This window comes from Streptomyces sp. NPDC050433 (assembly GCF_044458565.1).
Classification (GTDB): Bacteria; Actinomycetota; Actinomycetes; order Streptomycetales; family Streptomycetaceae; genus Streptomyces.
On sequence record NZ_JBITIB010000026.1, the window covers coordinates 52,759 to 72,310 of the forward strand.

Consider the following 19,552-nt stretch of genomic DNA (forward strand, 5'->3'; position numbering starts at 1 on the left):
TGACGCGAGAAAGCGGTGGTCGCGCTGGCTCGGGGTCGCATACGTTCGGCTGCATGGTTGACGCAGCTTTCGGGCATCCGCGCCTCGCCGCCATCTACGATCCGCTCGATCCGGATCGCGGCGATCTCGACGCGTATCTCGCGATGGCGGGGGAGTTCGGTGCGCGGTCCGTGCTGGACATCGGGTGTGGTACGGGCGTGTTCGCGCTGCTGCTCGCCGGGCGCGGGATTGCGGTCACCGGGATCGATCCCGCGCGGGCGTCCGTCGACGTCGCGCGTGGCAAGCCGGGCGCGGAGCGGGTGCGCTGGCTCGACGGTGACGCGGGGGATCTGCCGCCCATGCGGATCGACCTGGTGACGATGACGGCGAACGTCGCCCAGGCGATCGCCGATCCGCAGGCGTGGCGGACGACGCTGCGCGGCGCGTACGAGGCGCTGCGGCCCGGCGGGCGGCTTGTCTTCGAGACGCGCGATCCGGCGCGGCGCGTGTGGGAGGAGTGGGCGGGGTGGACGCGCGAGACCACGTACCGCGTGACGGACATCCCGGGCGTCGGCCACGTCGAGACCTGGGCCGAGCTGACGGACGTGAGCCTGCCGCTGGTGAGCTTCCGGTGGACGCATGTGTTCGCTGTGGACGGGGACGTACTGATCTCGGAGTCGACCCTGCGCTTCCGCGAACGTAGGGAGATCGAGCGGGACTTGCACGAGCAAGGCTTCGTCGTCGAGGACGTACGCGACGCACCTGACCGGCCGGGCAGGGAGTTCGTGTTCGTGGCCCGGCGCGGTACCGCGGAGCCGCACGGTCGAATCAGTCGGGTACGAGAACGGCCGCGCCGTTGACGCGGTCCGCGGCGAGGTCGGCGAGCGCCTTGTCCGCCCGGCTCATCGGGTACGGACTCACGGTGACCTGAATGCCGATCCGTTCGGCCAGGGCGAGGAATTCGCGGCCGTCCGACCGGGTGTTGGAGGAAACGCTGCGTAGATTCCGCTCCTGGAAGAGATGGCGCTGGTAGTTCAGCGACGGGATGTCCGAGAGGTGGATACCCGCGATCGCGAGCGTGCCGGACCGGTCCAGCGCCTCCAGGGCCACGGGGGCCAGATCGCCCACCGGGGCGAACAGGATGGCTGAGTCCAGCGGTTCGGGCGGGCGGTCGTACGCGCCGCGGGCGGACGCGGCGCCCAGTCTCAGAGCCAGCTCACGTGCCCGCGCCGACCTGGTCAGTACATGGACCGTGGCACCTTCGGCCAGAGCGACCTGAGCCGCCAGATGGGCCGACGCGCCGAAGCCGTAGATGCCGAGGCGGCCCCCCTCGGGCAGGGCGCTGCGGCGCAGTGAGCGGTAGCCGATGATCCCGGCGCACAGGAGGGGCGCGAGCGAGGCGGCGTCCTGGGTCTCTGTGAGCGGGTAGGCGAAGGCCCCGGGTACCAGCGCCAGGTCGGCGAAGCCTCCGTCCGCGTCCCATCCCGTGTACGTGGACCGGGGGCAGAGGTTCTCCCGCCCGGCGCGGCAGTAGCGGCAAATCCCGCAGGTTCCCCGCAACCAGGCGCCACCGACCCGGTCTCCGATACGGAACGACGAGACCGCCTCGCCCGTCGCGATCACGCGACCGACGATCTCGTGGCCCGGAACGGTCGCCGGCCGGCGGGGCGCAAGATCCCCTTCGGCCAGGTGCAGATCGGTACGGCAGACGCCGCACGCCTCCACTCGCAGCAGCAGGTCGCCGGGGCCGGGGGTGGGTGTGCGCCGGTCGACACGGACCAGGGGTCCCGTGCCGATCGGGCCGGGTCGCTCGACGGCCCAACCGTGCTGCGTCTCCGGCGTGGAGACGGTGAACGTCATGATTCCAGCTTGCGACCGGGGCGCCACCGGGGCAAACGGATCCGCGAGCCTCGCACCGCCCTGCCCGCCCTGCCCGCCCCGGGACCGGCTTCACGCGCGTACGTGGTGGCGGCCGGGGGTGTCTTGTCGATCAGGCCGGATCAGGGAGCGCCGCCGCAGCAGCGGCTGATGTCACGTTGGTGCGTGCGATCGCAAGGCGGAGGAGGGAGACATGGCGGGAGCCGGGGCTCCCTAGGCCCGGCAGAAGCTGGTGGCAGGGATGACGAGTCGCGTTCCGTCACCCTGGACAGAGGGGACCGTACGGCCTCACCCGGCCTCGGCGGGCTCCGTCGTCAGTTACGTGACCAGTGACGCGACCGGGAGCGGGGCGAACCGGATGGTCTCGTACGCCGTGGTCGTCCCCGTCTCGTAGAGGATCCCGACGTGCTCGTCGTCCAGCTGGACGAGGTCGGAGTAGGCGGCCTTGGCGTCGGAGAGCCGGTGGCCGGTGGACCACGTCGCGCCACCGTCGAGGCTCGCGCGTACGGTCATCCACGCCCGGTCGCGGGGGTCGGCGGGCGCGGCCATCAGCAGTGGGGCGTCCGGCACTTGGCCGCCGGCCTGGAGGAGGCTGCCCTGCACAGCCGGCGCCGTGATGCCGGTGGCGGCCTCGAAGGGGGCGGCGAGCGTCGCGCCGCCGTCGCGGCTCCAGGCGTGGACCCGGTTGCCGGGGGCGCTGCCCTTCTGGTCGCGGGCGTTGAAGTAGACAGTGCCGTCGGGGAGTTGGGCGACGGCTGTCTCGTTCACATGGTGGGTGCCGTCACCCGCCGGGTCGACGTACCCGATCCGCCAGGTCTCGCCGCCGTCGTCGCTGAGCAGGGAGTGCCCGGCGTAGTGGCGTGGCTCCGCACCCGTGTCCGTACTGCCGTCGGCGGGGGCCACGGAGTGGTTGGCGCCGACGACGAGACGCCCCGCGCCGGGTCCGGCGGTCAGCTCGACGCCATGACCGGGGCCGGTGGCGTACCAGCGCCAGTCGGGCCGCTTCACCTGCTCGGTGATCTCGCGCGGGGCGGACCAGGTGGCTCCCGCGTCGGCACTGGACTGTACGAACACCCGGCGCCCGTCCTCCGGGGAGACCTGCCCCGTCATGATCGCGGACTCCGTGGCGTCGCCGCCGTTGCGCGTGGTCAGCAGCACCAACCGGCCGCCGTCACCGACGGCCACGGGCGCGGGGTTGCCCAGCGTGTCCTGCCCGGAGTCGGCGACCGGCCGCGACTCCGACCAGGTGCACCCACCGTCGTACGAAAGGCGCCGCACCACGTCCACGTCCCCGTGGTCCGCCTTCCCCAGCCGCCGCCCCTCGGCGAAGGCGACCAGCACGTCCCGCCCGGACCCCGGCTCCTTCACCGCCACCATGGCCGGAATCCGGAAGGTGTCGTAGCCGCCCTCCCCGGACACGAACACGTCCACGGCACCGCACTCCCCCGCCGCACCGGAGCCTGTCGCCGACCCTGATCCCGATCCTGATCCCATCTGGCACCCCACCATCACCACTCCGAGCCCGACGACGACCAGGCGCCCCGCCCAACTCACCGCACGACGTCTCATCACCCTCCATCCCACCCCGGCCCAGCCTTCACCGCCCGGAACACCACGCCTCCGCCGGGTGAACAACACATGCACGCCGACCGACCCGCGGCGGGCGCCCGGAAGGCGCCTAAGATCGGCGGATGCCGGAGCGAGCGTCAACCACCCCGCGTCAACTGCTGCGTTGGGCGCGCCGGGTGGTCGCCGTGCTCGTCAGTGGGTGTGCGCTGCTCGGAGTCGTACGGGTCGTGGCGCCCGCGACCGGTGGGGTGGACGGTGAGCCCGGCGGGGTGCGTGGGCAACTGGCCTTCATACGCGCCGCCCTGGACGAGGGCGCGGGGGACGAAGCCCAACAGCAGTTCCCCGAGGGGTACTTCTTCCTGCATGCCCTGTACGGGCTGAGCTGGGTCGAGTGGGGGATGCGGGAGCCCGTCGGCGAGGCCCGTGACGAGGCTCTGCGGGAGGCTCGGTGGGCGTTGGCGCGGCTGGACTCGGCGGCCGGGCGGGCCGCGTTCAGTCCGGGACTGACCCCGTCGTACGGGGTCTTCTACCGTGGCTGGACCAACTGGCTGCGCGGGGGCACGCTCATGCTGCGGCCGGACGGCGAGCGCGACCCCGCGCAGGTGCGGAGGTTCGCGGCCGACTCCGCCGCTCTCGGGGCCGCGTTCGAGGAGTCCGCCTCGCCGTATCTGACGGCGTATCCGGGGCAGGCGTGGCCCGTCGACTCGACCGTCGCCGTGGCCTCGCTGCGGCTGCACGACACCTTGCTGCCCGCCCGGTTCGGGGGCACCGTGGACCGGTGGCTCGACGGTGTGCGGCAGCGTCTCGACCCCCGTACGGGACTACTGCCGCACCGCGTCTCCCCCGACACCGGAGAGCCCGTCGAGGTGGCCAGAGGCACCTCGCAGAGCATCATCCAGCGGTTCCTTGTCGACATAGATCCCGCCTTCGCCCGTGAGCAGTACACGCGCTTCCGCGAGCGCTACGTCGTCACCCCGCTCGGTCTCGGGCCCACCACGCGCGAGTATCCCGAGGGCCGGGACGGACCGGCCGACGTCGACTCCGGACCGCTCCCCCTCGGAGTGAGCCTGTCGGCGACGGTCGTCACGCTCGGCGCCGCGCAGGTCCAGGGCGACGCCTCGCTGGCCGAGGGGATCGCCAACTACGGGGAGTTGCTCGGCGTGCCGGTCAGCACCCCGTGGACCAAGCGGTACGCCTTCGGTCTGGTGCCGATCGGCGACGCGTTCGTGGCGTGGTCGAAGACGGCACGACCGTGGGTCACGGAGCCCCCGGAGCCTCCGCCGGCGCACCTCTCGTCCTGGTGGCGCCTGCCCCTGCTGTCGCTGCTGCTGCTCATCGGCGTCGTGCCGTGGGTGCCCGCGCTCCGCCGTCAGCGCCTGGCGAAGATCGGTTCCCAGCGGCCCGGTGAGTAGTCTTTGGGCGTACGGGCTCCGCTCAGCGAGACGACCTTGTCGCTGCCGAGCGTGATCAGTACCAGACGGTTGTCGTACTCCCCTCCGCCGGGCGCGATGTCCCAGGCGATCAGCCGCTTGTCGTCGGCCCAGGCGAGGAGTTCCTGGCCCTTCAGCTTGGCCACGCGCTCGCCGGTCCCGGGGTCGAGGACCTCGGTCGCCGTCGTACGCATACCGCCGGCGAAGCCGCCCGCGACGAGTTCGCCGTTCGGGGAGAGGCCGGCCGGGCCGCTCATCAGGTCGACGTGCTTCTCCTTCGGCGGCGTGGGCACCTTCTTCCCTTGCAGGTCACGGTAGTTCACGGGCTCCATGTCGACGATCTCGTACACGAGCGTCCCGTCGGCGTTGAACAGCAGGGGGCGGCCGGAGCCCATTGACGGGAAATCCGGCGGACGCTGGGTCGGCAGGGACGTCCAGCGCACGCTGTCCTTCGTGAGGTCGATGACGGCGAATCCGGTGCGGCTGTCGACCCGTTGCGGCTCCGGCGTGTTGTTGACCGGGATCCTCTTGGACCAGTAGGCGCGGTCCGGGTTCTTCTCGTACGTCGTGGCGAGCAGCTTCTCACCGTCGGGCGAGAAGACGAGCGAGCCGATGCCCTGCTCCACGGGGATCCAGCGGGTCACCTTCTTCGTGACCAGGTCGAGCATCCCGACGCGGTGGGCGGGCAGTTCGCGCTCCAGGACCGCCGCCGTGCGCATGCCGGGCGCGACCGCCAGGTAGGACCAGCGCGCGTCCACCTCGTAGCGTCCGGTCCTCTGGTCGAGCAGGGAGTAGGTGCGGGTGGTGATCGTGTCGCGGTTGGGCTGCTTGGCCTGGCGGGAGGTGTAGTACGCGGCGAGTGCCTGGTCGCCGACCGCGATCAGGTCGCGTGGCGGCGACTGGTCGACATGGGTGAGGGTCTGTCCGCGTGAGGCCTCGCTCGCCAACTGGGTGGATACGTCGCCCGAGTTGAGCGCGAGGGGCACGCCCACCGCGACGGCGACCACGAGCACGGTGGCGGCGGCGACCCCGGTGACGGTGCGTCGGGTACGGCGGCGCCGTGCGGCGAGGACGCGGTCCGCGAAGTCGGTCGGCGCGGAGGCGGTGTCGGCGGCCTGCTCGCGCAGCGAGGCCCGTACGAGCTGCTCGACGTTCACGGTCGTACCTCCACAGGGGCGAAGTCGCGGGACGGCGGCTGCTGTTGCCGGTGGGTGTCGGACGGGTCGTCGAGCAGGTGGAGTTCGGGTGCGAGGACCCGCAGGCGGGCGAGTGAGCGGTGGGTGGTGGAGCGGACCGTGCCGACGGAGCAGCCGAGGAGGCGGGCGACGTCCGCCTCGGGCAGGTCCTCGAAATACCGCAGGACGAGTACGGCGCGCTGCCGCGCGGTGAGCCGGGACAGCGCGTCACGCATCACCAGGCGCAGTTCCGCGGCGCCCGTGCCGTCGGCGCCGGAGGAGGTCCGGGAGTCGGTGCCGGGGTCGGGTGGTTCGGCGACGGTGAGTTCCCTGCGCCGGCCCTTCAGGCGCCACCGGCTGACCTGCTGCCGGTAGAGGATCTGTCGTACGTACGCCTCCGGTTCGTCGATCCGGTGCCAGTGGTCGGCGGCCTTGATGAGCGCGTTCTGCAACAGGTCCTCGCCCGCGTGGCGGTCGCCTCCGCTGAGCAGCACGGCGGTTCTCAGCAGCGCCGTCGACCTGTTGGTCACGAATTCCAGGAAACTCTCCTGGCCTGTGGCATCCATCGTCACCTTCTTCTCCCGGCCGGCCGGTCGGCCCTGCCTACCCGTACTGACGCGCGGGAGAGCCCTTCACTATGCCGGGTGCCCCGACCTCCTCATGGGTGTGGCCCCGCGCGGCGTCCCTCCGCGCGGGGCCACGGTCATGGTCGGCGGCCGAGGTGGGGTGTCAGGGGGTGATGCGCAGCGCGTCCACCATCCCCACCGACGTGCTGCGGTTCACGATCCTGATCGTGTGGGAGCCGCCTGTGAGTCCCTGTTTCTGCCATACGACCTGCTGGACCTGTCTCGCACCGTCCGCCCGCAGATTCACCGTCGCCTGGAAGACGTTGTCGAGATAGACGTCGACCGTCCCCATGTCGCCGTTGCGTTCGGACAGATACTGGATTCCGGTCCCGGTGAACGTGTAGGACGCGACCGCGTCCACCGTGTTGCTGTGGTGCGTGTCGTCGTTGAAGTCGCCGTAGCCGCGGCTGTTGGTGAGATGCCAGTTGTTGTCGTACGTCAGCGCCGTGTTGTTCACCATCGGGTCGGCCGTCGCGTTCGACCCCAGCGTGGAGCTGGTACCGGCCAGGGACTTCATGCCCTGGTTCGCGGTGCCGGTGAGCTGCGTCTGGGTGTAGGAGCTGAGCGGTTTGGCGGTCCGCTCGACGACGTACACCTCGTTCGTCCCGGTGTTGAAGGTGATCTCGGCGCTGCTGGACGTCGTCACGACGGCGTTGTCGGAGGTCCTGCGGACCCTGACCTCCTGCGTCCCCCAGGGATTGACGACGCGGGCGGCGTTGCCGAACTGGCTTTTCACTCCTACGTACTTGACCTCACCCGCCTCCCTCTCCGAACTGACCATGAATCCGCCCTTGGCCAGCAGGCTGAATTTCCCTACGAAGGTGGAATCGGTGGGGGCGGCGGGAAAGACCCGGATCTTGTCGTTGTACGACTGGAGCAGCGATTCGTTCGTCGCGGCCAGATGCACACCGAGGTATTCGAAGACGCCGTTGGTGTTGCTGGTCATGCCGTTCGGATAGTTCTGGTACTTCTGGAGCATGGTTTTGAGACCCTGGAGCGTCTGATTTCCGAGTCCCAGTCGCGCCGCCTGGATCGCGTCGTTGGCCCATACGTTTCCGTACGGGAACGGCCTGGCGTTCCAGGTGTTGATCGCTTTCTGCTGGTCGGGATAGCCGATGCCGGTGAGGTCGTAGGGCCAGATGATCTCGGCCGCGACATTCTCGTTGTTGCGCGTCTGCGCGATCGGGGGTGTGTGCGGCAGATAGGTGTTCGCGTTCGTGTCGGACGGGTACGCGATCAGGTTGTCCAGGATGTTCTGCCACTGCGGGCGCAGCCCGGCGTCCAGGCCCAGTTGGGTGCCGGCCTTGATGGCGAGCGGGAACAGGGTGCGTACGGCGGCGAGGTCCGTGATCGCGTTCGGCACGTTCCAGTACGTCTCGTGCGCGTGGGAGGTGGCCACGTGGTATTTGCCGGTCGAGCTGTTGAAGGACAGCTTCGCCTGGTAGAACTTGGCGACCTCGCGCATGAACGGATAGGCCGTGTTCCGCAGGTAGTTGGTGTCGTTCGTGTACGTGTACTGGAGGTACATGTTGTACGCGGCCTCGGTGCCGGTCGACCAGATGTTGTTCGTGTAGTCGCTGTTGACGGTGCCGCGCGCGTTGCCGTCCCAGCCCATCGTCTCGGGCACCCAGATGCCGTCCACGTTGTAACGGGTGCGGGTGTACGCCTTCAGCGCGTCGAAATTACGGCTGTAGAGCTTGTTGAACCCGGCCATGAGATCGGTGTGGTTGGAGGCGAGGAACGAGTTGTAGATGTCCCGTTGATTCCAGTACCAGTACGCGTTGCTCCATTTCGTGGCGTCCCCGGTGGCCCGGAAGACGCCGTTGATGAAGTGGGCCGGATAGTTGCCGTATCCGGCCGCCGCGATCATGTAGGTGGAGAGGTAGTAGACGTTCTCCATGTAGTCCGCTTCGCGGGACCCGTTGGAGTACTGGACGAACGACTTCTGCCAGAAAGCGTGCCACCAGTTGAGATACGCGGTGTTGGTGCTGGTGTATCCGGCGGCCTTGACCTCGGCGAGCGCGCGTTTCGCCTCCGCGACCGAGTCGTGGCCGGCCGCGTTGAGCCGACTGCTGGCGGTGAACCAGATGGTGTAGCTGGAGTCCGGCGTGATCGACAGCCGCACCTTGCGGCCGTCGACGACACGCGCGGTGTACGCGGCGCCCTCCACGGTCGCGCCGAGGGTGTAGCCGAAGTTCTGCGGATCCGACTGGCCTCGGCTGAGTCCGGCGCCGGTGGAGTCCGCGTACGTGGACACGGTCCGCCAGGTCTCGATGTTCGGTACGTCACCGCTGTTGCCGAGCCCCGCGACGTCCCACAGGCTCAGGTCGAGCGTGATCGCGGACACCCCGGAGCGGCTGTCCTCGACGTGGATGCCCATGACCTCGGAGTTGGGCCGGCCCATCACCGTGACGGTGCGGTTGTTGTCGTATGTGGTGGTGAGCGTGCCGTCGTAGAGGGAGAGGCGCTGCTGGAAAGTGGCGTAACCGCTGTCCATCGCCGGGGTGGTGGAGAGGTTGAGCAGCCCGGCGCCGAACGCGGTCTGCTGCGAGGTGTCCACGCCGGACACCTGCATGTTGAGGCCGTTGTTCTGCCAGGCCATCGCGCCGGTACGGCCGTTGCCGACCGTCAGGCCGTGCTTGGGCTCGGTGGTCGGGCGGTTGTAGACGATGTCGTGCTTGGACAGGTACTTCGCGTAGTCCACGTTCAAGGCGCCGGTCGAGGAGTTGAAGGCGGCGTCGGTGGGTGCGGCCACGGCGGGTGACACACCGGACACGCCCGACAGGCCGGTCAGCATGCAGACGAGGACGAGGAACGCGCCGAGGAGGCGTGCGGCGCGTGTTCTCGTACCGGTGGTCCCTCTTGCTGACGGTCTCGCGGTGGTCACTGCGCTCACTGCGCATCACTCCTACGGGCGGTCACGGTGGCGGGGCGGCTGATGCCGGGCCCGGTGAAGGTGTAGCTGTCGAGGTCGAGAATGGCGCCGGAGCCGCCGGTGAAGACCACGAAGAGATCGCGCGGCTGCTCGACGGCGCCCGTGACGGGCACGCTGATCTCGGTGTACGACTCCCAGCCGCCGGTGTTGGGCACGGTCACGCGCGCGACCACCGGGCCGGTGACGGAGTCGTACCGGAAGGTCGCCACGTTCCCCGCCTTGTCGGAGGAGACCCGCGCCTTGATGCCGGTGACGCCCTTGAGGCTCACCGGGTGGTACTTGACCCACTCGTTGTTCTGCACGTCGCCGAGGCGCTTGCCGCCCTCGGCCCCGGCGGCGGTGATGAGCTGCGGGCCCGACAGTTGTGCGTAGTGCTCCGCCTGCCACTTCTTGGGCCACAGGCTGAGTTCCTTCTCGCCGGTCAGCGGTACGGTGCCGGGCGCGCCCTTGTCGGTGTAGCTGGCCCGCACCACGTAGAACTGCGTGGCGTCGAGGCCGGAGTGGATCGGTCCCGTGTTGAACGTCGTGGAGCATCCGGTGCCTTCGGCGACCTCGTGGGCGTGCTCCTGGTGGCCCAGGGCGATCCGTACGATCACCTTCGAGCAGTCGATCGGGCCGGCCGTGCCGTCTTCGGGGTCGGTCGCGGACGCCGTGACGGTGACGTTCTCGTTCCACTCGAAGACGCCGCCCGCCGGTGGCTGCGAAATCGTCAGCGTGGGGCGGTTGTTGCCGACGACGACGGGGATCGTCGCGGTACCGGTGCGTCCGGTGCCGTCGCTGACGGTGAGTCTCGCCTGGAAGCTGCCGTTCGACGGATAGGTGAAGGACGGGCTGGCGGCGGTGGAGTCGGTGCTGCCGTTGTCGGTGAAGTCCCAGGCGTAGCTGAGGGGGTTGTTGTCCGGGTCGCTGCTGCCCGCGCTGGAGAACGTCACGGCCAGCGGCGCGAGTCCGTTGTCCTTGTCCACGGAGGCCTTGGCGAGTGGTGACCGGCCGCCCTGCACGTAGTTGATCTTGTAGAGCCCGGCGTCCTCGGCGCCGGAGAAGTATCCGCTGCCGTATTCGAGGAGATAGAGCGAGCCGTCAGGGCCGAATTCCATGTCGATCGGGTGGACGAACTTCATGCCGTCCAGGACCGGTTCGATCTCCGTCGGCGTACCGGTGGAGGCGTTGCCGTTGTCGAACTGCACCTCCTTGATCCAGTTACGGCAGTACTCGGAGATCAGCAGCTTGTTGTCGTAGTACTGCGGCCACTTGACGTCGGAGTTGAGGTTCGCGTCGTAGTGGTAGACCTCCGTGTGATTGGGCGAACCGCAGCCGCCCGGAGTGTCGAGCTGCGGCCACTCCTTGCTGCCGCCGTGCTGCTCCCACACCAACGAGGTCTTGGTGGGGGGCAGTTGCTGGATGCCCGTGTTGCGCGGGGAGTTGTTGACCGGGCCGGTGCTCCCGCCGCAGGGGAACCAGCCGCGTGGCTGGTTGGCCGCGAAGTCCCAGTCGTTGTACGCCACGTTGGGGCCGCCGCAGTAGGGCCAGCCGTAGTTGCCGGGGCCGGTCGCGCGGTTGAACTCGTCGTACGCCGCCGGGCCGCGCGCGGGGATGGTGGCGCCGGCGTCGGGGCCGACCTCGCCCCAGTACAGGGTGTTGTTCGCCTTCTTGTCGACCCAGACGCGGTACGGGTTGCGTACGCCCATGACGTAGACCTCGGGGCGGGTGCCCGCGGTGCCCTTGGCGAAGAGGTTGCCGTCGGGGACGGTGTAGGTGCCGTTGTCCTCCGGGTGGATACGGTTGATCTTGCCGCGCAGATCGTTCGCGTTGCCCGAGGTGCGCTGGGCGTCGAACTGCGCGTGCCGGGACGGGCGTTCGTCGATCGGGGCCATGCCCTGCGTGTCCCCGCCGGAGTTGGTGTTGTCGCCGACCGCGAAGTACAGATTGCCTGCCGTGTCCCAGGACATGGAGCCGGCCGAGTGGCAGCACATCTCACGCTCGGTCGGCCACTCGATGATCATGTCTTCGCTGGACGGGGCGATGGTGTTGGTGCTCTGGCTGAAGGTGAAGCGGGATATCCGGTTCACCAGCGGGGTGCTCTTGGGCGAGTAGAAGAGCATCACCCAGCCGGTGGTGGCGAACCTCGGGTGCAGGGTGATGCCGATGAGCCCGTCCTCGAAACGGGCGTCCAGGGGGAGGGTCAGCGCGACCGTCGTGGACTTGGTGGCCGGGTTGTAGAGGCGGACCTGGCCGCCGGCGGCGCTGGTGCCGCGGTTGATGTAGAGGACCTTGCCGTCGGGCAGTACGGCCAGCTCGATCGGTTCGCCCATGCCGAGCCCGCCGTCGAGCTTGACCTTCTCGAAGCCGCTGGTGGGTGGCGGGGCGACCGCTTGCGGGGCGGCGACGGCTCTGGGGGCGAGTAGGAGTGCGGACAGGGTTAACAAGGCGGTCAGGTAGGCGACAGCGCGCGACAACACGGAACCTCCAGGGGGCCGATCGCGGGTGTGGGGGCGCCCCGACGGCCCGGCGCGCGGCGAAGGCGAACTGCCGCGCGCCAGGTCGTCCGGGCGGTCGATCTACTGCGTGGTGGTGCCGAACACGTTCAGGTCCCAGAGGGAGTAGCCGTACTGCGTGGCGCGCGCGGTGCCCTGGACCCGTACGTACCGTCCGGTGCCGCTCACGGCGATCTCGTCGAGACCCCCGTTGCCCGCCGTGACAGCGCTGACGGTGCGCCAGTTGGCATTGTCCGTCGACGTCTGGACCGTGTACGCCGTGGCGTGGGCGGTCTCCCAGTTGAGCCGGACCCGCTGGAGCGTACGGACGCCGCCGAGGTCGACGGTGATCGACTGCGGGTCGGAGTACGCGCTGCCCCAGCGGGTGGCGGAGTCGCCGTCCACGGCGTTGGCGCCCACATGCGTACTGCCGGGCTCGACGCTGGTGACCGTGACGGGCCTGCCGCGCGCGAGATCGGTGGCCTGCGCGTCGTCCTGCCTGATACGGACGTTGCGGTAGCTGATGTCCAGACCGGCACCGTCGTTCTGGAGACCGATATGGCCGAGCGCGATGTCACGGGTGCTCGTGTAGTCGTTGATCTTGACGCCGTTGAGATGGACCTCGACGTGCCGGCCGCGCACCGCGATCTCGTAACTGTTCCAGGAGCCGGGCGGGTTGAGCGCGGCGGCGCGCGCCGCCGTGTCGGGGGCCTGGAAGCTGTAGACGCTGCCGGTGGTACGGGTCGGGTCGTCGTCGGAGGCGTCGATCTGGATCTCGTGGCCGAGGTCGACCGGCTTCCACGGGTCGCCCTGCGGATCGGGGAAGCCGATGAAGACGCCGCCGTTGTCGTCGCCCGGCATCATCCAGTCGGCCTTGAGCGAGTAGTTGGCGAACGGGTTCACCGGATACCAGAGCAGACCCATGCCGCCGACCGAGGAGAGCGTTCCGTCGGCGAGGCTGAAGCTTCCGGCGCCGGCCTGCCGCCACGTGTCGAGACTGGCCTGGCTGCCGTCGAACAGCGGGATGTAGCCGTTCTCCGGGCGGCAGTCGGCGGCGGTGGCGCGCGCCGCGGTCCGGATACCGCCGAGCAGCATGGTGGTGAAGGCCGGGTCCGCGTACGACTCCTCGGTGTGGCCGAGGCCGGTGTACCAGGACCGGCCGCCCCGGTAGTCCTGGCACCAGGTGATCGGATGATCGCCCATGGTGCCGCCGGTGTACGACGCCTCGTCCAGGCTGGCGAGGACCTTCACCGCCGCACGTGGATTGGCGCGGTAGTTGTACCACTCGTCGGTACGGGTCCAGCGCTGCGGCAGATGCGAGGTGGCGGCGGACGCGCGGTCCTCGACCTTGACGGTGGCCTGCTGGGTGGCGGGGTGGGAGGCGAAGTACGCGCCGACGAGGCCGCCGTACCAGGGCCAGTCGTACTCGGTGTCGGCCGCGGCGTGCACGCCGACGTAGCCGCCGCCGCTTCCGACGTACGACTCGAAGGCGGTCTGCTGCGCGGCGTTCAGCACGTCGCCGGTGGTGGAGAGCCAGATCACCGCCTGGTACCGGGCCAGGTTGGCGGCCGTGAACGCGCCGGCGTCCTCGGTGGCGGTGACGCTGAACCCGTTGGCGGCGCCGAGCCGTTGGACGGCGGCGATTCCGGCGGGGATCGACGGGTGCCGGAATCCGGCGGTCTTGGAGAACACCAGGACCTTGGTCAGGGTTGCGGTGGGGGCGGGGGCCCGGGCTTCGGTGGGGGCCGGGGCCGTCCGGGCTTCGGCGGGTGGTGCTTGCGGTACGGCGACGAGCGACATGGCCGCCAGGACGAGCGCGATCAGGGCGCGGGACACAAGACGCACGATCCGGTCCTCTCTCGGGGCGCCCGGAGGCGCTGGCTGAGCGGAGCGCTGTTCTGCGACGAGGCGGCGTCGTCGTCAGGCGTAGTGAACATCGGAGGTATAGGGGGGTCAAGGGTCGGCGTCGAACTATCCGAAGATTAGTTTTCCTCCATGACAAAATGTCCCCTTGACCGCCCGCCGGGCGAGGACAGCCCTCAACTGCCGTACAGGGGGCGGGAATCGGCCACGTCGATTGATCGGATCTCCTCGCCGCCGCGATCCGGCCGGAGCCGGGGCCGGAGGCTGAGCAGCAGGTCGACGGCGACGGGGACGGCGGGAGTCCGGAGGCGTGGATGGCCGAGACACCCTCGCCGAACGGCCGGCTGCGCTACGTCATGCCGCCGGTCAACTACGAGGGCGGGCCCGGTGATTGGACCCGTTCGCCGTCCCTCTGGGGTACCGATCCGGCGCGGTGGCTCTGACCGGTACCGACCCTGCGGGCGACCGATTGTCAGTGGTCGATGTCACTATGAGTTACATGGAGATCGTGGGGTGGGGATCATTTCTGGAGCGGTGGAACGCGGAGTGGGCAGCCGCACCGAGCACGAGGGAGGAAGCCGAGGAGGACGGGGACGAGGACGGTCCGGCGGGGAGGATCGAGGCGGGGCTCGGGTTTCCGCCTGCCGGCGAGGAGCGGATCGCCGCGCTGGAGCAGCGGCTCGGTGCCACACTGCCGCCGTCGTACCGCTCGTTTCTGGCGGTGTCCGACGGCTGGCGGGGCGCCGGTCGTTCGGTCTGTCTGATGGGCACGACCGAGGGCGTCCACTGGCACGGGGACCCCATGGGCTTCGGCGTGAGCTACGAGAAGGAGCTGGGCGCGCACTCGTCGGCGCGGGACATCCTGGTGGCCGGAATGTGAGGCAGGGCCCTTCAGCTCTCTCTCGACTCCGACATGACCGATCTCCTGCTCGATCCCGGCGATGTGAACGCCGAGGGGGAATGGGCGCTGTATGTCTATCGGGGCTGGTCGGGCGAGTATCCGGACAGATTCGAGTCGTTCGGCGCCTTCATGCGGGCCAAGTATGTGGAGTTCCACGGGGACAACGGCGCGGACGCCGGCTTCGTCAACGAGACGACGCGCGCACTCGACGCGTCCCTTGAGCGCGCGCGGCTGGCCACTCTGGCCGGGGAGGACGTCGACCGTCAGGTGGAGGCCCTGGCCGAGGCGATGAGGCACGGCAGACCGCGAGCCCGCGAGCTGTATGTCCAGCTGACGACGATGCTCGGCAGCAGCGAGTACTTCCACGGGCCGGGCGGTCTTGAAGACCCGCTGGTCGGGAAGGAGTTCCTGCCCGTCGCACTGGCGCAGGACCTCCACGCCGGCAAGGACGACCCGTGGTTCCTGAGAACGCTCGACGAGGGTGACCAGGATCGGGCCACGGCGCTGCTTGAGCGAATCCGGGCGCGTACGTACGAGTACGAGGCCCCCGGCCCGTTCGGCGAGGCGGTCGTCGCGGCCCGCGAGCAGGCGCGGTGGGGCGACACGGAGGGTGCGTGGCGCACGGTGGAGGCGGCTCTGGCGGACTGGGAGCCGTACGGGGACGATCATGTCGCTCCGATAGGGCTGCTCGCCGATCCGATCCTCGGGCCGGTCGTCACGCCGGAGCGCGGACGACGTGTCCTGTCGACGCCGCGCGGTGCCGGGCTGGCGGGACGGGGTGATTCGGGCGCCGGCGCGGCCGGCTCCCCGGACGCGGCTGTGCCGGACGGGCTCGCGTGGCTGGTCGATCCCGCCCGGAATCAGCACTCGTACCGCTTTGTGCTCGCCGAGGGCCTCTCACCGACGGAGTTGGCCGGGCGGCTGGGCGGCGGGTCCCTGTTGCCTCCGCACAGCCACGCGGAGACGCGTCCGTGGGCCGGCATCACGAGGGACGCACCGGACCGGGTCGGATTCTGCGGGCCGGGGAACGAGGCGGCACGGGACGAAGCCCCGCGCGGTCTCGGCTGGAGCTTCGTGTTCAGGGACGGTGTGGAGCCGTTCCAGCCGCACCGGGTGCGACCGATGGGCGAGAAGGCTTCGCAGGGTGGCGGCCGGTCGGTGCTGGTGTGGTGCGAGAGGTATGAGACGTCTCCGGTCAGTTTTCACTTCTCCTACTGCGAGGACGGGCAGGAGCGCTACCGATTCACGGTGAGCGGTGGGACGAGGGAGCCGTCGGGATCGGGGGCTGTTCCGGACGCGCTCGATCCCCGACTTCTCTTCCCCGACGCGGGACGGGAGGGCGATCGTGGGGGCGAACGGCGGGCACTCGCCGCCATATCGGAGACGTTCGGGGTCTCACTGCCGCGTTTCGCGATCCAGCACGGTCGGCTGCCCGCCGTCATGACCGGGTCGTGGATCAGGCCGCCCGGCCGGGGTGAGGCACGGCTCATGTTCGTGCGGCACCGGCCGTCGGCACCGGAGAGCGGGTCATGACGCGTATCGAGGCCGAAGTCATCGGTACGGAGCGGCTGGTGCTGCTGCCGCAGCGGGTGGAGCACGCGCGGGAGATGGCGGCGGTGCTGTCCGACCCGGCGCTGCACATCTTCATCGGGGGCGAGCCGGCGACCGCCGACGAGTTGCGCTCACGCTATGCGCGCATGGCCGCGGGACCGTCCGATCCGGCGGTGTCGTGGTGCAACTGGGTCGTCCGGCTCAAAGAGGGCGGTGGCCAGGGGCGGTTGGCGGGAACGGTCCAGGCGACGATCGGCCCGGCCGGGACGGAGACCGGGACGGACGGGCCGTGGCTCGTCGCGGACATCGCCTGGGTCGTGGGGACCGCCGTGCAGGGGCGGGGTATCGGCACCGAGGCGGCACGTGGGCTGGTCGGCTGGCTCGAACGGCAGCCGGCGGTACGCGAGATCGCGGCCTGCATCCACCCCGACCACACGGCGTCGAAGGCCGTCGCCCGCGCCGCGGGCCTGGAGCCCACCGACGAGTGGCGGGAGGGCGAGGTGAGATGGCTGCTCAGACGAGTAGCCAGGTGATCAGCGAGAGGGACAGCATCGAGCAGAGCGTGGACAGGATGACGGTGTCCCTGGCGAGGTCGGTGTCCAGGCGGTATTCGGAGGCGAAGATGAAGGCGTTCTGCGCCGTCGGCAGTCCCGCGCAGACGACGACGGCGAACAGGGTGTGGCCGCTCAGCCCGAACAGCCAGTGGCCGACGGCGTAGGCGAGCAGCGGCTGAGCCACGATCTTGAGGGCGACCAGGAGCCCGCGTTCGCGGCGTGCGGAGGAGTCCGGCCGCACGCGCGTGTTGAGGGACATACCGAGCGCGAAGAGGGCTGCCGGGACGGCGGCGTCGCCGAGCAGTCGGAGCGGTGCCGTCGCCCCGGCCGGGAGGTGCAGACCGAGCGCCGACAGGGCCACTCCGGCGAGGGAGGCCGCGATGATCGGGTTACGGAAGGGCAGTTGGAGCATCCGGGCGGCGCGCCCGCTCGTCTCGCGCCGTACGTCCAGATCGATGAGGACGAGCACCACCGGCGCGACGAAGATCATCTGGAAGAGGGCCACGGTGATGACGAAGGAGGTGTCGCCCAGGACGTGCACGGCGACGGGGATACCGAGGTTGGCGGAGTTGACGTAGCCCGCGGCCATCGCGCCGACGGCCTGTTCGGCCTGGCTGCGCCGGAACACCCAGCGGCTGAGCAGCAGTCCGGCGGTGAAGACGACGATCAGGCTGATGGCGAAGACGAGGACACCGACGTTCAGCAGGGCGGTCACGTCGGCGTCGGCCATCGCCAGGAACAGCAGGGCCGGCATGGCGAAGGTGAAGGCGAAGCGCCCGAGGACATGCTGGGCCTGCCCGCCGAGGATGTCGTGACGTGCGGCCGCCCAACCGAGGCCGGTGATGACCCAGATGGGCAGGAAACCGAAGAGGACGGTGTTCAAAGCGTCCGCCGCCGCCCGCTTGCCGCCGCTGATGATGATCGCCGTACGTGTATGTGCCCGGCTTCGGGAGATGTCACCGGCCTCAGCATGCCGGACGCCTCGGCCGGCCGGTCACCCGCCCCCGCCCCCGTCTGCCACCGGACGTACGGAAGCCCCTGTACGGAACGGGTGCCTCCACCAGTCCCGCACAGGGGCTTCGCTTCCTCAGCGCCCGTAACGGATCAGGGCGCGCACCATGCGGCACGTCGTGTCCGACGGCGGATGGATGCCTATCAGCGCCGCCGTCGCACGGATCTTCCGGTTGTTCGCGTTCGCCGGGTGATACACACCCGAGTCGAGCAGGGCGATCGCGAGGCGCATGGCCTTGAGGCGGCGGTTGTGGGTCTCGTACCACTCACGGGGCTGTCCCGCGGGCAGTGGCTTGCGCTGCACGGACTTGACGGCTGGCTGTGTGATGTCGAAGAGCTTCGTCGTGATTGTGGCAACGGCCATCGGCGACCTCCCGGCACGGTGGTGGAACCCTCACGAACACTTACGATTCTACCGCCCCCCACTGACAATCGCCCCTGGCCAGACGGTGTTTGAGCATGCCGCGCAAGCCCTCCCCCCGGCCCTCGGGGACGCCCGGCCGGGCCGTGCCTGGCGCCAGGACTCTTGGCACTCCGTCCCCTTCAACCCGGCCTTCAGGACACGTCCGGGAAGCACTCGTCAGGGGCGGGTGAGCTGCCCCTCCGCCTCCGCGAGGATCTCCGTCAGCCGCAGGCCGAACCGTACGTCGCACGGGTGCGGCCGACCTGTGCGCGCCGCCGTCAGCAGCGCGTCGATCGCGATGCCGAACGTGTCCGCCGGATCGCCCCACTGCTCGGGAAGCACCACCGTCCCGTGCTCGCCCCGCAGTTCGAGCCCCGCCCCCGCGCCCTTGGCCGGGGAGCTCAGGCTCAGCACCGCCGAACTCGTCACGCCCGACGTGTGCGTGAGCACCAGATGCGTGAGGTCGGGCTCGGTCCGTACGGCCCTCACGGCCGTCACGTCCCCCAGGACCGGCAGCAGCGCGGAGAGCGCGTGCGGGCCCACGTCCCACAGGCCGCCCTTCTCGCGCCGCCAGGGCGAGTCCGCGTACGGGCTGCTGTCGTCGCCCGCCCCGTACAGCGCGCCGAGCCAGTAGGCGCGTGCCGTGAACCAGCCGCCCACCGCGGCCTGTTCGTCCACCCACTCCGCGGTCCCGGCGGCGAAGCGCAGCGTGCAGAAGACCAGGGAGGCGACGCCGGACCGTTCCGCGGCGTCCGCGACGGCGCGCGCGCCCGGCACGGTCGTCGCGACCGGCTTGTCCATGAGGAGGTGACAGCCGGCCGCCGCCGCGCGTGCCGCGAGCGGAGCCTGGATGTCGGGCGGCAGGGCGAAGGCGACCGCGTCGCTCACGGCGAGCAGCGCGTCGAGCCCGTCAAGCCCGCCCACACCGGGACCACCGTCGGGGCCGCCGGCGTACGCCGTGGTGCCATGCGCGGCTGCGAGCGCGGCGGCGGCCTCGGGCCGCCTCCCCCAGACCCCGCTGAACTCGGCGCCCGGGTGGGCCTCGATGGCGGGGGCATGCGTGCGCTCGGCCCACGGGCCGGTGCCGAGGAGTGCGATGCGTAGCTGGCTCATGCGGATCAGTCTGCCGTCCACACCGGCCCCGGCCCAGAGCGCCCCAGAAAATGGGGTGGCACGGTACCGGACCGCCGGTGCTACGTTTCG

At 70.1% G+C, this 19,552-nt stretch carries 16 protein-coding genes; 6 read left to right on the plus strand and 10 right to left on the minus strand.

Going from position 1 to position 19,552, the window contains the following annotated elements:
• Positions 1–53: 53 nt before the first annotated feature.
• Positions 54–839: a class I SAM-dependent methyltransferase gene (locus ACIBLA_RS27950; protein WP_399200228.1), complete on the plus strand. Its 786-nt coding sequence runs from the start codon at positions 54–56 to the stop codon at positions 837–839.
• Here the strand turns inward: ACIBLA_RS27950 and ACIBLA_RS27955 are convergent.
• Together ACIBLA_RS27955 and ACIBLA_RS27960 are read right to left on the minus strand one after the other, a co-directional pair.
• On the minus strand, positions 808–1,839 hold the full coding sequence (locus tag ACIBLA_RS27955) for a zinc-binding alcohol dehydrogenase family protein (protein ID WP_399200229.1): 1,032 nt from the start codon (positions 1,837–1,839) through the stop codon (positions 808–810). The genes ACIBLA_RS27950 and ACIBLA_RS27955 overlap by 32 nt on opposite strands.
• 336 nt (positions 1,840–2,175) lie before the next feature.
• Positions 2,176–3,426 (minus strand): exo-alpha-sialidase, encoded by a 1,251-nt coding sequence (locus ACIBLA_RS27960; protein ID WP_399200230.1) that lies wholly within the window; start codon positions 3,424–3,426, stop codon positions 2,176–2,178.
• A 122-nt stretch (positions 3,427–3,548) separates the two neighbouring features.
• On the opposite strand from ACIBLA_RS27960, the gene ACIBLA_RS27965 reads away from it, so the two are divergent.
• Positions 3,549–4,838, plus strand: a complete 1,290-nt coding sequence (locus ACIBLA_RS27965) for a hypothetical protein (protein ID WP_399200231.1) — start codon at positions 3,549–3,551, stop codon at positions 4,836–4,838.
• Here the strand turns inward: ACIBLA_RS27965 and ACIBLA_RS27970 are convergent.
• From ACIBLA_RS27970 to ACIBLA_RS27990, 5 genes are all read right to left on the minus strand, one after another.
• A complete protein-coding gene (locus ACIBLA_RS27970) occupies positions 4,796–6,013 on the minus strand; it encodes a hypothetical protein (protein WP_399200232.1) in 1,218 nt (405 codons plus the stop codon). The genes ACIBLA_RS27965 and ACIBLA_RS27970 overlap by 43 nt on opposite strands.
• On the minus strand, positions 6,010–6,597 hold the full coding sequence (locus tag ACIBLA_RS27975) for a SigE family RNA polymerase sigma factor (protein ID WP_399200233.1): 588 nt from the start codon (positions 6,595–6,597) through the stop codon (positions 6,010–6,012). Before ACIBLA_RS27975 ends, ACIBLA_RS27970 begins: the two co-directional genes overlap by 4 nt.
• A 163-nt stretch (positions 6,598–6,760) precedes the next feature.
• The gene (locus tag ACIBLA_RS27980) at positions 6,761–9,553 is read right to left on the minus strand and encodes a glycosyl hydrolase family 95 catalytic domain-containing protein (RefSeq protein ID WP_399200234.1); all 2,793 of its coding nucleotides are present in this window, start codon (positions 9,551–9,553) and stop codon (positions 6,761–6,763) included.
• A complete protein-coding gene (locus ACIBLA_RS27985; protein WP_399200235.1) occupies positions 9,550–12,051 on the minus strand; it encodes a PQQ-dependent sugar dehydrogenase in 2,502 nt (833 codons plus the stop codon). The genes ACIBLA_RS27980 and ACIBLA_RS27985 overlap by 4 nt, the downstream gene beginning before the upstream one ends.
• A 99-nt stretch (positions 12,052–12,150) precedes the next feature.
• Entirely contained in the window at positions 12,151–13,866 is a 1,716-nt protein-coding gene (locus ACIBLA_RS27990; protein ID WP_399200268.1) for a ThuA domain-containing protein, read from the minus strand.
• Positions 13,867–14,243: 377 nt separating this feature from the next.
• On the opposite strand from ACIBLA_RS27990, the gene ACIBLA_RS27995 reads away from it, so the two are divergent.
• The 4 genes from ACIBLA_RS27995 to ACIBLA_RS28010 are packed head-to-tail and all read left to right on the plus strand — an operon-like array spanning position 14,244 to position 16,914.
• On the plus strand, positions 14,244–14,372 hold the full coding sequence (locus tag ACIBLA_RS27995; RefSeq protein WP_399200236.1) for a CoA-transferase: 129 nt from the start codon (positions 14,244–14,246) through the stop codon (positions 14,370–14,372).
• 56 nt (positions 14,373–14,428) lie between these two features.
• Positions 14,429–14,809, plus strand: a complete 381-nt coding sequence (locus ACIBLA_RS28000; protein WP_399200237.1) for an SMI1/KNR4 family protein — start codon at positions 14,429–14,431, stop codon at positions 14,807–14,809.
• A gap of 33 nt (positions 14,810–14,842) precedes the next feature.
• Positions 14,843–16,363: an SMI1/KNR4 family protein gene (locus tag ACIBLA_RS28005; RefSeq protein ID WP_399200238.1), complete on the plus strand. Its 1,521-nt coding sequence runs from the start codon at positions 14,843–14,845 to the stop codon at positions 16,361–16,363.
• Entirely contained in the window at positions 16,360–16,914 is a 555-nt protein-coding gene (locus ACIBLA_RS28010) for a GNAT family N-acetyltransferase (protein WP_399200240.1), read from the plus strand. Before ACIBLA_RS28005 ends, ACIBLA_RS28010 begins: the two co-directional genes overlap by 4 nt.
• Here the strand turns inward: ACIBLA_RS28010 and ACIBLA_RS28015 are convergent.
• The 3 genes from ACIBLA_RS28015 to ACIBLA_RS28025 all read right to left on the minus strand — a co-directional run bounded on the left by ACIBLA_RS28015 (position 16,895) and on the right by ACIBLA_RS28025 (position 19,462).
• Positions 16,895–17,818 carry an AEC family transporter gene (locus ACIBLA_RS28015; RefSeq protein ID WP_399200241.1) on the minus strand — a complete coding sequence of 308 codons (924 nt, stop codon included), beginning with the start codon at positions 17,816–17,818 and terminating at the stop codon, positions 16,895–16,897. The two genes, ACIBLA_RS28010 and ACIBLA_RS28015, sit on opposite strands and share 20 nt — an antisense overlap.
• 204 nt (positions 17,819–18,022) lie before the next feature.
• Positions 18,023–18,310, minus strand: a complete 288-nt coding sequence (locus ACIBLA_RS28020; RefSeq protein WP_363243533.1) for a hypothetical protein — start codon at positions 18,308–18,310, stop codon at positions 18,023–18,025.
• 216 nt (positions 18,311–18,526) lie between these two features.
• Positions 18,527–19,462 (minus strand): Gfo/Idh/MocA family protein, encoded by a 936-nt coding sequence (locus ACIBLA_RS28025; RefSeq protein WP_399200242.1) that lies wholly within the window; start codon positions 19,460–19,462, stop codon positions 18,527–18,529.
• Positions 19,463–19,552: the final 90 nt, after the last annotated feature.